Annotated in this window: 12 protein-coding genes; 5 read left to right on the forward strand and 7 right to left on the reverse strand. The window is 69.1% G+C overall.

Going from position 1 to position 14,360, the window contains the following annotated elements; genetic code table 11:
* The 5 genes from ALI44B_RS01615 to ALI44B_RS01635 all read right to left on the reverse strand — a co-directional run bounded on the left by ALI44B_RS01615 (position 1) and on the right by ALI44B_RS01635 (position 4,689).
* Positions 1-414, reverse strand: a complete 414-nt coding sequence (locus ALI44B_RS01615; protein ID WP_077053040.1) for an MmcQ/YjbR family DNA-binding protein — start codon at positions 412-414, stop codon at positions 1-3.
* 58 nt (positions 415-472) lie between these two features.
* On the reverse strand, positions 473-1,486 hold the full coding sequence (locus tag ALI44B_RS01620; RefSeq protein ID WP_077053041.1) for an LLM class flavin-dependent oxidoreductase: 1,014 nt from the start codon (positions 1,484-1,486) through the stop codon (positions 473-475).
* Between the two features lie 81 nt (positions 1,487-1,567).
* Positions 1,568-3,031, reverse strand: a complete 1,464-nt coding sequence (locus ALI44B_RS01625; protein ID WP_077053886.1) for an SDR family NAD(P)-dependent oxidoreductase — start codon at positions 3,029-3,031, stop codon at positions 1,568-1,570.
* A gap of 204 nt (positions 3,032-3,235) precedes the next feature.
* Positions 3,236-4,423, reverse strand: a complete 1,188-nt coding sequence (locus tag ALI44B_RS01630; RefSeq protein WP_238591976.1) for a MarP family serine protease — start codon at positions 4,421-4,423, stop codon at positions 3,236-3,238.
* Positions 4,420-4,689, reverse strand: a complete 270-nt coding sequence (locus tag ALI44B_RS01635) for a putative acetyltransferase (RefSeq protein ID WP_077053042.1) — start codon at positions 4,687-4,689, stop codon at positions 4,420-4,422. Before ALI44B_RS01635 ends, ALI44B_RS01630 begins: the two co-directional genes overlap by 4 nt.
* A gap of 61 nt (positions 4,690-4,750) precedes the next feature.
* On the opposite strand from ALI44B_RS01635, the gene ALI44B_RS01640 reads away from it, so the two are divergent.
* The 3 genes from ALI44B_RS01640 to ALI44B_RS01650 all read left to right on the forward strand — a co-directional run bounded on the left by ALI44B_RS01640 (position 4,751) and on the right by ALI44B_RS01650 (position 8,806).
* The gene (locus tag ALI44B_RS01640; protein ID WP_083709399.1) at positions 4,751-7,411 is read left to right on the forward strand and encodes a DEAD/DEAH box helicase; all 2,661 of its coding nucleotides are present in this window, start codon (positions 4,751-4,753) and stop codon (positions 7,409-7,411) included.
* Positions 7,412-7,477: 66 nt separating this feature from the next.
* Positions 7,478-8,260: an SDR family oxidoreductase gene (locus ALI44B_RS01645; protein WP_077053043.1), complete on the forward strand. Its 783-nt coding sequence runs from the start codon at positions 7,478-7,480 to the stop codon at positions 8,258-8,260.
* A 75-nt stretch (positions 8,261-8,335) separates the two neighbouring features.
* A complete protein-coding gene (locus ALI44B_RS01650; protein WP_077053889.1) occupies positions 8,336-8,806 on the forward strand; it encodes a VOC family protein in 471 nt (156 codons plus the stop codon).
* A 7-nt stretch (positions 8,807-8,813) separates the two neighbouring features.
* On the opposite strand, the gene ALI44B_RS01655 is transcribed toward ALI44B_RS01650, so the two are convergent.
* Positions 8,814-9,269: a DNA glycosylase family protein gene (locus tag ALI44B_RS01655; protein ID WP_077053044.1), complete on the reverse strand. Its 456-nt coding sequence runs from the start codon at positions 9,267-9,269 to the stop codon at positions 8,814-8,816.
* Between the two features lie 34 nt (positions 9,270-9,303).
* Positions 9,304-9,720 carry a hypothetical protein gene (locus tag ALI44B_RS01660; protein ID WP_077053045.1) on the reverse strand — a complete coding sequence of 139 codons (417 nt, stop codon included), beginning with the start codon at positions 9,718-9,720 and terminating at the stop codon, positions 9,304-9,306.
* Positions 9,721-9,883: 163 nt separating this feature from the next.
* Here ALI44B_RS01660 and ALI44B_RS01665 point away from each other — a divergent pair, with 163 nt between their 5' ends.
* Together ALI44B_RS01665 and ALI44B_RS01670 are read left to right on the forward strand one after the other, a co-directional pair.
* On the forward strand, positions 9,884-11,035 hold the full coding sequence (locus ALI44B_RS01665; RefSeq protein WP_077053046.1) for an exonuclease SbcCD subunit D: 1,152 nt from the start codon (positions 9,884-9,886) through the stop codon (positions 11,033-11,035).
* Positions 11,032-14,253: an AAA family ATPase gene (locus ALI44B_RS01670; RefSeq protein WP_077053047.1), complete on the forward strand. Its 3,222-nt coding sequence runs from the start codon at positions 11,032-11,034 to the stop codon at positions 14,251-14,253. The genes ALI44B_RS01665 and ALI44B_RS01670 overlap by 4 nt, the downstream gene beginning before the upstream one ends.
* Positions 14,254-14,360 lie beyond the last annotated feature (107 nt).

A 14,360-nucleotide genomic window follows, 5' to 3' on the forward strand; every position in this document is an offset into this window, starting at 1 on the left:
CTAGCGCCGCGCGTTCTTCGGCAGCGACGCCGAACGTTCGACCGCGGGTCGGGCATGCCGCGGCAGCTTCGCCACGACGAGGTCGTAGGAGTTGCCCACGAGGTCCTCGACGAAGGTCGCATCAGCGTCGCCGGCCAGATCGACCGTCACCCAGTGACGTTTGTTCATGTGATACCCGGGCCGCACGGCGGGATGATCACGCACGAGCGCCTCGCCGTGATCGGGCATCACCTTGAGCGTGATCGTCGTCGGCAGCTCGGTCATCCCGATCATGGCGAACATCTTGCCGCTCACCTTGAACACGGCGGTCTCCTCGCCGAACGGATACTCCTCGAGGGCGTTCGGCAACGCCAGACACGCCTCCTGCGCCGCCTCCAGCGCCCGTCGAAACTCGACCTCGCTCACGTCATCCATACCCCCACGCTACCGAAGCGCGCCGGGTCTCGCCCGACGGCTTCGGCGCACCGAGGCGCTACTGCAGGGCCGGGCGGATGTCGCGCGCGATGGTCTCGAGCAGGTGCGCGTTGTAGTCGACGCCCAGCTGGTTGGGCACCGTGACGAGCAGCGTGTCGGCGGCCATGACGGCCGCGTCGCCGAGCAACTCTTCGACGATCTTGTCGGGTTCGCCGACGTAGCTCTTGCCGAAGCGCGCGATCGAGTTGTCGATGTAGCCGACCTGGTCCTGGCGCTCGCGCGTGGCGAGGTTGCCGAAGTAGGCGCGGTCCTGGTCCGTCGTGATGGGCAGGATGCTGCGGCTCACCGAGACGCGCGGTTCCCAGTCCCAACCGGCGGTGGCCCAGGCATCCCGGAACAGCTGGATCTGCTCGGCCTGCAGGTCACCGAACGGCACGCCGGTGTCTTCGGTCAAGAGCGTGGATGACATGAGGTTCATGCCCTGCTCGGCGGTCCACGTGGCGGTGCCGCGGGTTCCCGACCCCCACCAGATGCGCTGGCGCAGCCCGGGGGACTGTGGCGTCAGGGGCAAGAGTGCCCGGGTTCCTGTGGCCTGCGGGTTGGCGGGCGCGATGCCGTGGCCCTCGAGTCCGCGCAGGAAGTCGGCCGTGTGCTCGCGCGCGAGATCGGCGTCGGTCTGGCCGTCGGCCGGCACATAGCCGAACGATTCCGAACCGTTGAGCGCCGTCTCGGGCGATCCCCGGCTCACGCCGAGCTGCAGTCGCCCGCCCGAGATCAGGTCGGTGGCGGCGGCCTCTTCGGCGGCGTAGCATCCGTTCTCGTAACGCATGTCGATGACACCCGTGCCGAGTTCGATGGTCTTGGTGCGCGCGGCCATGGCGGCGAGCAGCGGATACGGCGAGGCCAGCTGGCGCGCGAAGTGGTGCACGCGCACGAAAGCGCCGTCGATGCCGATCTCTTCGGCGGCCACGGCCAGGTCGATGCTCTGCAGCAGCGCGTCTTGCGCGGTGCGCGTGAGGGAGCCCGGCACGGGCTGCCAGTGGCCGAACGAGAGGAAGCCGATTTTCTTCATACCCACCTCAGCGCCCGCGACCCCGGATCTATTCCATGCGTTTGCATGAAGCATCGCTTCGGGTCGACATCGACCGCAGCGTCACCACTGCGAGCGTTCGTAATCCTTCAGGAAGCATCCGGTCAGGTCTTCGCCGGCCTCGCCGCGCACGATCGGGTCATAGACGCGGGCAGCTCCGTCGACCAGGTCGAGCGGCGCGTGGAAACCCTCTTCGGCCAGCCGCACCTTGGTGGGGTGGGGGCGTTCGTCGGTGATCCACCCGGTGTCGACGCTGGTCATGAGGATGCCGTCATCCAGCATCTCTTTAGCGCTCGTGCGCGTGAGCATGTTGAGCGCGGCCTTGGCCATGTTGGTGTGGGGATGCCCGGGGCCCTTGTAGCCGCGCCCGAAAACGCCCTCCATCGCCGAGACGTTGACGATGTAGGTGCGGCGGGCGGGCGAGGCCTTGAGCGACGGGCGCAAACGGCCGACCAGGATGAACGGAGCCGTCGTGTTGCACAGCTGCACCTCGAGCATCTCGAGCGGGTCGACGTCGTCCACGTTCTGGGTCCACGAGTTGACGGCGTGCAGGTCGGGCACGAGGCCGCCCGCGTCGATGGCCGTGCCGTCGGCCAGCTTGTCGAGGCTCGACGACCCGGCCGTCATGGCGAGCGTCGCGATGTCGGTGGGCGTCAGCGCGGGGGCGTCGTCGCCGCGGCGCGCCGGGGTGACGCCCGCCAGGATCGGATGCCCGGCCACCGAGGCCGCGAGGGCCATGGGGTGCTGGTCGTTGGTGTGGCCGAACGTGGAGAGCTCGGGCAGCGGGCCGTCGGGCAGCGGCGCGGTCTCGGCATCGGCAAGCAGCGAGTAGGAGCCCGCCGAGCGGCGCACGGTCTGGGCCGCATTGTTGATGAGGATGTCGAGGTGCCCGCGCTCGGCCACCGAATCGGCCAGGGCGATCACCTGGGCGGGGTCGCGCAGGTCGATGCCCACGATGCGCAGGCGGTGCAGCCACTCGCCCGAATCGGGCAGGGCCTGGAACCGGCGCACGGCGTCGCGGGGAAAACGCGTCGTGATGGTTGTATGGGCGCCGTCGCGCAGTAGCCGCAGGGCGATGTGCATGCCGATCTTGGCGCGGCCGCCCGTGAGCAGCGCGCGGCGGCCCGTGAGGTCGGTGCGCGCGTTGCGCTTCTGGTGGCTGAGCGCCGCGCAGCGCGGGCACAGCTGGTGATAAAACGCGTCGACCTCGGTGTAGCGCTCCTTGCAGATGTAGCAGGGACGCGCCTTGAGCAGCGTTCCCGCGGTGGGGGCCGCGGCCGTGATGGCCAGCTCGATGCCGCGCGTCTCGTCGTCGATGCGGTCGGGAGCGCCCGTGGCGGTGGCGGCGACGACAGCCCGGTCGGCGGCGCTGATACGCTGGCGCTTCTCGGCCCGGCGCGAGACCTTCACGGATTTGAACATGTTCGCGGTGGCGCGGCGCACGGCGATGAAATCGGGATGCTGGTCGTCGATCGTGTTGAGCGACGCCAGGGTGCGCAGCGTGGTCTCGAGATCGGCCGGGTCGATGCCGGATGCGCCGACGGGGCCAGTGGCGCCGTCGGATTCGCCCCGATCGGTGGTCTCGTCGGTCTCCGGAGCGGAAGTCAAGTCATGTTCGTGCACTGGGCGAGTTTACTCGCCACGGCTGACGTTCGCGGGTGCGTCACGAGCGGAGTGGGCTGGGACCCGTTCGCCCGGAGCGTGACGGGCGTGGACCCCGCTGAACCTCGTCTACTCCCGGATGCAGCCGCCCGACGACACGGGGGCGTCGAGCGCGGCGGCCTGCGCGGCCACGGGGGACAGCTCGTCGAGCGTCATGGCGTAGCCGACGTTCTGCACCGTCGTCGCGCGCGCGAACACGACGCCCACGACCGTGCCGTCGGTGGCGAGCAGCGGCCCACCCGAGTTGCCGGGCTGCACGTTGGCGGCCAGGGTGTACACGCTGCGGTCGCTCGACGATTCGTTGCGGATGTCGGGAACGCGCAACGAGCTCACGCTCAGCACTCCAGCCGGGCCGGTCGTGAACGGCCCGCCGTGCGGATACCCGTCGACCACGGCGTCGGCCCCCGCGGCGAGGTTCTGGCCCAGGGGAATGGGCCGCGCATCCAGGTCGTCGACGGCGATGACGGCTAGATCGTCGACCGGGTCGAAGTAGACGACACGCCCCGGCCGAGGCAACTCGTTGGGCGCCTCGATCACGGGGTCGGTGACGCCCGCCAGCACGTGCGCGTTGGTGACGACGCGGTCGTCGGACACGACGAAACCAGAACCCGTGAGTCCGAGCCCGCATTCGGCGGCCGTGCCCGAGATGCGCACGACCGAATCGGCCGAGGCGGCGAGGGAGGCTGAATCGGTGGCCACATCGGGCACATCGGGCGTCTCGCTCGGCACGCCGAGCGCCTCGGTGATCCAGGGCAGCGCGTCGTCGACGGCCGCCGTGCGCACCTGCGCAAGCCACGTCTTGACCGGATCGGGCGTGAGACCGTCGATGGCCTTGATGACCGCGGAGGACGCCGTCATCTGGGTGAGCGCCGGCACGCCGAGTGCGCTCACCTGCGACGCCACGAGGCCGAGCACGAGGGCGCCGACCACGACGTTGGCCGCGGCCCCCAGCAGCCGGTCGACGAAACCGAGTTTGACGATCTGCACGCCGCGCCGCAGCACGCGCCCGATCGTTGTGCCGATCGTGAAGCCCAGGGACAGCAGCAGCAGTGCCACGACGATCACCGTGAGCACCCGCCACTCGGGCGGAACGGCGGTCGCCGCGAGCGGCACCACGAAGTACGCCGCAATGCCTCCGAGCACGAGACCCGCGATGCCGAAGAGCGTGCGCAGAATGCCCACGCGGTAGCCATAGACGAGATAGGACACGAGCAGAATCACGAGAAGGATGTCGACGATCCAGTGGGTCTCGGTCACGAAATACTCCTGTTGCTGGTGCGCCTCACGGGCGGGTCGGGCACGCGTTTGCCGGCCAACACGTCACCCCAGCCGATGTGCACGAGGCCGCGTGTCGTCTCGACGCCGATGCCCGATTCGTCACGCGCGATGAGCAGGCCCAAGGCATCCGTATAGCGATGGATGCCGTCGGCCTCTGGCATGCCGTCACGCAGCGCCCAGCGCACCACGACGCGCGTGCCGAGGGGCAGGGCGCGCAGTTCGGCGGTCGGATCGAGCGAGGGCATGAGTGCAGTGTAGGAGAGACGTCCGACAGGAAACCCGACAGTAGGGCAGGATCGAAGCATCATGACTGACGCCGAACCTGCCGACGACACCACCTCCGTCCCCGCTTCGGCGACCGATCCCACGAACGATCGCGCGGCCGATTCCGCGGACGATCAGGCTGCAGCATCCGTGTCGCCCGCGCCCACACTCACGGCCCGCCTGCCCGACAGCTACGACCCGGATGTCGTGTTCGAGCGTTTCGAGGAGTGGGCGGGCGGCCGCGGCCTCTCGCTCTACCCTGCGCAGGAGGAGGCGGTGCTCGAGATCGTGACGGGCGCCAACGTCATCCTCTCGACCCCCACCGGAACGGGTAAATCGCTCGTCGCGATCGGCGCCCATTTCGCAGCCCTCGCGGAGGGTAAGCGCAGCTACTACACCGCCCCCATCAAAGCGCTCGTCAGCGAGAAGTTCTTCGCGTTGGTCGAAATCTTCGGCGCCGAGAACGTGGGCATGGTCACGGGTGACTCGTCGGTCAACGGCGACGCGCCGATCATCTGCTGCACGGCCGAGATTCTCGCCAACCTCGCACTTCGGCAGGGCGACGCGGCCGACGTCGGCCAGGTCGTCATGGACGAGTTCCACTTCTACTCCGACCCCGATCGGGGTTGGGCCTGGCAGGTGCCGCTCCTCACGCTGCCGAAGGCCCAGTTCCTCCTCATGTCGGCCACGCTCGGAGACGTCGAGTGGCTGGCCAAAGACCTCACGGCGCGCACCGGGCGCCCGACCGCCACGGTCACGGGAGTCGAGCGACCCGTCCCGCTGCACTACTACTACGCCAAGACGCCCGTGCACGAGACCGTGGAAGACCTGCTGCAGACCGGCCAGTCGCCCATCTACATCGTGCACTTCTCGCAGCTCGCGGCCCTCGAACGCGCGCAGGCCATGACGAGCATCAAGGTCGTCACGCGCGAACAGCGCGATGCCATCGCCGACCTCATCGGGGGTTTCCGCTTCACGACGTCGTTCGGCAAGATGCTGTCCCGCCTCATCCGCTCGGGAATCGGTGTGCACCACGCGGGAATGTTGCCCAAGTACCGCCGCCTCGTCGAGCAGCTGGCACAGAAGGGTCTCCTGCGTGTCATCTGCGGCACCGACACGCTGGGCGTCGGCATCAACGTGCCCATCCGCACGGTGCTCCTGACCGCCCTGACCAAATACGACGGGCAACGGATGCGTCAGCTCAACGCGCGCGAATTCCACCAGATCGCGGGGCGCGCGGGCCGAGCCGGTTACGACACCGCCGGCACGGTCGTCGTGCAGGCCCCCGAGCACGAGACCGAGAACGCGAAGGCCATCGCCAAGGCGGGCGACGATCCCAAGAAGATCCGCAAGATCGTGCGCAAGAAGGCGCCAGACGGTTTCGTGTCGTGGGGCGAGCCCAGCTTCCAGCGTCTCGTCGCGGCCGAACCCGAGACCCTCACGTCGAGCATGCAGATCACGCACGCCATGATGCTCAACCTCATCGGGCAGGGCGGCGACGTCTTCACCACCGTGCGCACCCTGCTCGAGGACAACCACGAGCCGCGCGCCAGACAGCTGGCTCTGCTGCGGCAGGCGCTGTCGATCTATCGCAGCCTGCGCACGGCCGAGATCGTCGAACAGATCGAGAGCCCGGATGGCGGGCGTGCGACCATCCGCCTGACCGTGGACCTGCAGCCCAACTTCGCGCTCAACCAGCCGCTATCGCCCTTCGCGCTGGCCGTCTTCGACGTGCTCGACCCCGAGAACGAGAACTATGCGCTCGACACCATCTCGGTGCTCGAGGCGACGCTCGACGACCCCCGGCCCGTGCTCTCGGCGCAGCAGTTCATGGCGCGCGGCGAGGCCGTGGCCCAGATGAAGGCCGACGGCATCGAATACGACGAGCGCATGGAGATTCTCGAGGGGATCACGCATCCGAAGCCCCTCGAGGAGATGCTCGACGCCATGTTCGAGACCTATTCGGCCACGCAGCCCTGGATCGGCGACTTCGAGCTGCGTCCCAAATCGGTCGTGCGGGACATGTACGAGCGCGCCATGACCTTCGGCGACTTCATCTCCTTCTACAAGCTCGCGCGGTCGGAGGGGCTCGTGCTGCGCTACCTGTCCGACGCGTTCCGGGCGGCGCGTCAGACCATCCCCGACGAGGCGAAGACCGACGAGCTGCGCGACCTGATCGAGTGGCTGGGCGAGCTGGTGCGGCAGGTGGATTCGAGTCTGCTCGACGAGTGGGAGGAGCTCGTCCACCCGTCGTTCGATCCGGGCGACCCCGACAGCGTGGTGCCGCCCGCGCCCAAGCGGCTCACCAACAACGTGCGCGCTTTTCGGGTGCTGGTGCGCAACGAGATGTTCCGGCGGGTGCAGTTGGCGGCGCGCGAGGACTACGAGGCGCTCGGCGAACTCGATGCTGCCTCGGGGTTCGACGCGGATGCCTGGCGCGACGCCCTCGACGGGTTCTTCGCCGAATACGAGGACACCGAGTCATCCCGCCCCCTGTCGCCCATCGGAACGGATGCCGCGGCGCGCAGTGCCTCGTTGCTGCTGGTCGACGAGCAGCCGGGGGCCTGGGTCGTGCGGCAGATCCTGGCGGATCCCGCGGGCGACCACGACTGGGGCATCAGCGCGACGGTCGATCTGGCCGAGTCGGACGAGCAGGGTGTGGCTGTCGTGCGCATCGACAGAGTGGGGCAGCTGGGGGCCTGACGAGCGGCCGAAAAGAGGCGTACGCTGGAACCTAATCGACAGATGTCGAAAAGAAAGGTTTCACTCATGACACGGTTCGAGGGCAAAGTCGTCCTGATCACCGGCGCGGCCTCCGGTCTCGGCAAGGCCACCGCACTCCACATCGCTCGCGAGGGCGGCGCGCTCTCGCTTGTCGACCTCAATGCGCAGGGTCTCGACGACGTCAAGGCGGCCATCCTCGAGGTCGCACCCGACGCCCAGCTCGAGACGATCACGGCCGACGTCTCGAAAGAAGAGGATGTCGAGAACTACGTCGCGAAGACCGTCGAACGCTTCGGCAAGATCGACGGTTTCTACAACAACGCCGGCATCGAAGGTAAGCAGAACCTGACCGAGGAGTACGGCAGCGACGAGTTCGCCAAGGTCATCGGCATCAACCTCAACGGCGTCTTCTTCGGCCTCAAGCACGTGCTGAAGGTCATGAAGGAGCAGGGCTTCGGCTCGGTCGTCAACACGGCCTCCGTCGGCGGCATCCGCGGCGTCGGCAACCAGTCCGGCTACGCGGCCGCCAAGCACGGCGTCGTGGGCCTGACCCGCAACTCGGCCATCGAATATGGCCAGTTCGGCATCACCATCAACGCCATCGCCCCCGGCGCCATCATGACGCCCATGGTCGAGGCATCCCTCAAGCAGATCGACCCCGTGAACTGGGAAGAGGCCGGCACCGAGTTCGTGAGCGTCAACCCGGCCAAGCGTTTCGGCAAGCCGCACGAGGTCGGAGCCGTCGTCGCGTTCCTGCTGTCGGGCGAGGCCTCGTTCGTCAACGCCACCGTGATCCCCATCGACGGCGGGCAGTCCTACAAGTACTAGAGCCGTCGCCGGTCGCCAACTGCGGCTGATAGCCAGCTGTAGCCGGGGGAGCGGGCGAGGTCTAGCATGACGACCATGCAGACCATCAGCCCGTTCCTCTGGTTCGACGGCCGTGCCGAAGAGGCCGCCGAGCTCTATGTGTCGATCTTCGACGATTCGCGCATCACGAACGTGTCGCGCTATCCCGAGGGCACGCCGCAGGCCGGGCAGGCGCTGGCCGTGTCGTTCGTGCTCGAGGGTCTCGAAATGAACGCCCTCAACGGCGGGCCCATGTATCAGTTCACGCCGGCGATCTCGTTGTTCGTGCGCGCCGACACGCAGGAGCGCATCGACCACATCTGGGATTCGCTCATCGCCGACGGCGGCGCGCCGAGTCGGTGCGGATGGCTCGTCGACAAGTTCGGTCTGTCGTGGCAGGTCGTTCCCGCGGCCCTCGATGAGGGTCTCTCCGACCCGCGGCCCGGAGTGGCCGGTCGTGTCATGGAAGCCATGATGCAGATGGACAAGCTGGATGTCGCGCTGCTGAGGGCCGCCCGCGAGGGCTGAGGTCAGCTCAGCTGCTGACGCCCGAGGGCTGCGCCGTGCCGTAGAGATGTGACGGCATGGCGTCGGCGAAGATGCGCGCCGTCACGGGCCCGATGCCCTTGAACGCCGTCAGGCGGTCGATCAATTCATCGCGGTCGGATGACGAGGCGACGAGGTGGTGCACCGAGCCGTATTCTTCGGCCAGGCGGGGCATCACATCGCGCAGCTCGTCGGTCATGATGTAGTCGAACCGGGCATAGCCGCCCTCGTCGAGGATGCGGCGGAACTGCTCGCGTCCCACTTCCGAGAAGCGCGCGGGCGACGTGAAGCTGTGGTCGATGAGCGTGCGGTAGGTCTGCGCGGCGATCTCCTGCTGGATGCGGCGCCCGAAGAGCAGGCTGGCCAGCAGCCAGCGGTAGAGCTGCACGGGCGAGCCGGTCGACGGGTCGATATCGAGATCGGCCGGGGTCAGATTGTCGCTCATCGGGGTCCTCCGCGGGGTTCGTGCGGTCTGTGGGTCAGGGGTGCGTGAAGGCGCTGGCCTGCGCGGCCCGCACGGCGTCGTCGCCCTGTTCGGCGGCTGACCCGCTCGGCGCGGCTCCCTCGTCGGCCGCACCCGGGCCGTCGACGTCTTCGGGGGCGTTGTCGCCCGTTCCCGAACGGTGTTCGGGGGAGTCGGTCTCGTCGGCGGCGTCGAGATCGGCCGCGACATCCGCGTCGGTCTGCGCGTCGGCGGTGTCGCCGTCAGCGGTGTCGGCGTCGTCGGCGACCGTGTCGCCGCCGGAGCTCAGGCCGTCCTGGGCGGGGAGGGAGTCGTCGTCGACGTGGCTGAGCGCCGTGCCATCGGGAGCCACGCCGCCGATCGAGCTGTCGCTGTCGTCTTCACCGGGAACGTGGGACTGGACGCCGGGGGTCGATCCGTCTGTCGTGCTCATGTGATGCCTCCATACCGTGTCGAAGCGGCGCGATGACGGCCGCTGATATTCATCCAACGCCACCCGGTGAACCGTGAAAAGGGGATAGCGCGGACCGCCTCTGCCGCGTATGGTGCCGCCGTGCCCCGCCCCGGATGTCGGGGGTGCTCAGTAGGCTCGACGCATGCGCATCTTGCACACCTCCGACTGGCATATCGGCCGCACGTTCCACGGCCACGCCACCGTCGATGCGTTGCACGGGGTGTTGCAGTCGCTCGCCCAGATCGTGCGCGATGAGCGGGTCGACGTGGTCGTCGTCGCGGGTGACATCTTCGATTCGGCAATGCCGTCGGGCGAGCACTTCCGCGTACTCACGGCCGCGCTCACCGCTCTGCGCGAGGCCGGCGCCGTGGTGGTCGCCACGAGCGGCAATCACGACTCTGCGGCGCGGCTCGGGTTTCAGTCGAGCTTTGCGCGGCTCGCCGGCATCCACGTGTTGACCGATCCCGAGCGCATGCTCGAGCCCGTCACGGTCGATGGCGTGCACATCTATGGCATCCCTTATCTCGAGCCCTCGCTCGTGCGCCACCTCTTTCCCGGCGAGACCCTGCGTCGGCACAACGACGTCTTGGCGCGCGTCATGCAGCGCGTGCGCGACGACGCCGAGGCGCGCGGGGGTCGATACATCGTGGCCTCACACAGCTTCGTGGGCGCGGTCGGCGCCCCCGACGAGGCATCGGATGTCGAGAGGGACATCACGGCCGGCGGGCTCGACATCGTGTCGCTCGACGTGTTCGACGGGCCGGACTACGTGGCGCTCGGCCACATCCACGGTCGGGCTGTGCTGACCGAACGCATCCGCTATTCGGGGGCACCTCTGCACTACTCCTTCTCCGAGGCGGGCAAGCCGCGGGGCGTCTGGATCGTCGACCTCGACGACGACGGCTTCGCGGGGGCGCGGTGGGTCGACCTTCCGATCCCGCGCCGCCTGTCGGTTCTGACGGGCACCATCGATGAGCTGCTGACGCTCGACCGGTTCGCGCCGGCCGAGGATGACTGGGTATCCGCCATCCTGACCGACGATGTGAGGCCCCTCGACGCCATGGCCCGCCTGCGCGCGCGTTTCCCGTGGTGCGCCACCCTCGAGCACCGACCGGCGACGACGGCGCCCGCTTCGACCGAAAGTTATGCGGCGCGCATCGCCCAGAAGAGCGACCTCGACATCGTCGACGGTTTCCTGGGCCACGTGCGCAACGGGCAGGCTCTCACCGCCGCCGAGCGCGAGCTGGTGCTCGACGCGCTCGGCGAGCTCGACGCGGACGGGGTGGCCTCGTGAAGATCAACGCGCTCACGTTTGCCGGCATCGGGCCCTACAAGGCCGAGCAGCACATCGACTTCGATGCGCTCGAAGACGACGGCATCTACCTCATCTCGGGCAAGACGGGTGCGGGCAAGTCGACCATTCTCGACGCCATCTGCTTCGCGCTCTATAACGCCGTGCCGCGTTTCGACGGCGGCCCGAGCCAGACGCGTCTGCGCAGCGACTATTGCGCGCCCGAGGACCCCTCGTTCGTCACGCTCGAGTTCTCGGTGCACGCAGATCGCTACCGGGTGACGCGCACGCCCGAATACGTGCGCCCGGCCAAGCGTGGCGGTGGGCTCACGACACAGAAGCAGACGGCCGTGTTGGAGCGGCTCGAGGCCGGCGAGTGGCGGGGCATCGCGGCCCGGCCGGTCGACGTCTTTCCCGAGATAGACCGCATCGTCGGGCTGAACAAAGATCAGTTCTTGCAGGTCATCCTGCTGGCGCAGAACCGCTTCCAAGAGTTTTTGCTGGCGAAGAACGACGATCGCCTGCAGGTGTTGCGCAGCCTCTTCGGCACACGCCGCTTCGGCGACCTCGAACAGATCCTCGCCGATCGCCGCGCGGCGCTGAAGGGCGAGGTCGAGGCCCTCGGCGATGCGCTGCGCAGGCTCGCCGACCGGGCCGTCGCAACGGCCACGCTCGAGACCGATGGCACGCTCGAGACCGATGGCACGCTCGAGACCGATGGCACGCTCGAGACCGATGGCACGCTCGAGACCGATGGCACGCTCGAGACCGATGGCACGCTCGAGACCGATGGCACGCTCGAGGGCGATGGCACGCTCGGCGCCGACGGCGCGCCCGAGGCGGCTCTCTCCGCGCCGGCCGAGCCCGACCGCGAGTGGTTCGACCGCGTCGCCCGCTCTCTCGCGCCGCGAGTCGCGTCTGCCCGTTCGGCGCTCGATCACGCGACGAGGCAGCTGGACGAGGCCGATGGACGTGTCGCGGACGCTAAAGACATCGCCCGGCGGCATGCTCGCCGAGCCGACGCCGCGGCGACGCTCGAACGGCTCGGCGAACAGGCGGCCGACATCGCCACGCTCCGTGCGCGGCTGGCGGCCCACGAGCGGGCGCACGCATTGTGGTCCCTTCTCGACGGTGTCGACAGTGCCGATGCGGATGTCTCGCGGGCGCAGGTTCGGCTGGCCGACGCCGCAGATGGCCTGCTCGCGGATGGCGGTGCCGCGGAGGCGTTGAACGTCGCTGGCGCCGCCGACGTGCCCACGGCAGAACGCGTAGCCGGGCTCGTCGACGAGCTGAACCGCACGCTGGGCGCGATGGCCGAGGCCCTGCGCGATGAGGAGCGGGCCGTGACGCTGGCCTCTGAGCTCGCGGCCGCCGATGAGCGTCTGCTCGACATCGACGCCCGCGCCGCGGACCTGCGCGCGCGACTCGATGTGCTGCCCGAAATGCAGAACGACCTCCGCGCCCGGCGCGACGCGGCGCGTCTCACGGCAGCCCGACACGACGATCTGGCGGCGCGCGTCGACGACCTGGCGCGCAAACTGGAAGCGGCGCGAGCGGGCGAACGCGCCGGGCTGGCCGCAGCCGAAGCTCTGCGGGCCGAAGCGGACGCCGTCTCCGAGCATGCGCGCGCCGCCCAGGACTTGAGCGACCTCTTCTCACGCCGCCTCAACGGCGACGCCGCGCATCTCGCAGCGGAGCTCGAGCCCGGTGAGCCGTGCGCGGTCTGCGGTTCGCGCGAACATCCGCAGCCCGCCGTCGCTGACGGCGAAGCGGTCACGGACGAGGCGCTGGAGGACGGCCGGGCGCGCGTCGAACGCGCCGACAAGAAATCTCAGAAGGCCGCTGACCGCCGCCGCGCCGCCGACGACGAGGTTGCGGCGCTGAAGATCGCGTCGTCGGGGCGCACGCCCGACGACCTGAGCCAGGAACTCGAGGGCCAGACCGCAGCGCTCGACGCGGCCGAAGCGGCGCGAGCAGAAGCGGCGAGGCTCGACCGGGAGGGACAACGCCTCGACACGGAGCACACCGAGGCAGCAGCCGCATCCGAACAGCTGCACCTCGAGCGGGCGGTCGTGGCCGACACGCTCGCCGGGCTGAAGAGCCGACTGGCCGAGGCTCGAGACCGCGTCACCAGCCAGCGCGGCAGCTTCGACACGGTCGCCGACCGTGCGGATAGCATCCGGCAGACCGTGTCGGTCGCCGCGCGGTTCCTCACGGCCGCTGAAACCGCCGAAGCCGCAGAACAGGCGCTCCAACAGGCCCGCGCCGCCGTGGCACGGGCACTGGCCGACAGCGACTTCTCCTCACTCGACGAGCTGCGCGCCGCGCACCTCGAACCGGGGGAGCAGGCCGCCCACACGGCAACGGTTCGTCAGCACGACGCCGGCCTGGCCGCCGCCGAAGCGACCCTCGCCGAGCCCGAGCTGCTGGGGTTGCCCGACGAACCGATCGATGTCGGAGTCGTCAACGAGGAACGGGACCGGGCTCGCGAACGCGTGGCTCAGGCATCCGATGTGCACGCCGCGGTGCGGGAGCGCCAGCGCACGCTCGACGCCATCGTCGCCGAAGCGAGCGAGACCCTGCGCACCGGGGGCGAGCAGCTCGCCGCCTACACCACCATCAGGGGCCTGGCCAACGCCGTCGAAGGCAAGGAGCCGAACGACAAGCGCATGCACCTCGAGGCGTATGTGCTCGCGGCCGAACTCGAAGAGATCATCGCCGCCGCCAACGCGCGCCTGCACACCATGACGAGCGGGCGGTTCCGGCTGGAGCACGACGACTCACGCGCCTACCGCGGGGCATCGTCCGGGCTCGGGCTCGCCATCCGTGACGAATACACCGGCAGGGCCCGGGCCACGGCGTCGCTGTCGGGCGGCGAGACGTTCCTCGCCTCCCTCGCCCTGGCGCTCGGCCTCGCCGAGATCGTGACGAGTCGCGCCGGCGGGATCACGCTCGAAACGCTCTTCGTCGACGAAGGGTTCGGATCGCTCGACCGCGAGACGCTCGACATCACGCTGTCCACCCTCGACAGCCTGCGCACGGGCGGGCGCACCGTCGGCCTCATCTCCCACGTCGACGCCATGAAAGAACAGATCCCGTCGCGGCTGCGCATCACGTCGGGGCCGACGGGCGCCAGCACCGTGCGGCAAGACGCCGTCGTCAGCCCGTTCGACAGCGCGATCGGTCTTGTTTCGGCTGAGCGGACGGCAGCCGGAGCGTGACCTCGCGCCGACGAGGCGGACTCCCCGGCGGGAAGCGGTCCGGGCCCGCGGACCCGCGGAGGGGACAGAGGGAAGGCGAGAACCGCAGAGCCGGCCCCGGGCACGTG

The sequence above is a fragment of the Leifsonia sp. ALI-44-B genome (assembly GCF_001984125.1).
GTDB lineage: Bacteria > Actinomycetota > Actinomycetes > Actinomycetales > Microbacteriaceae > Okibacterium.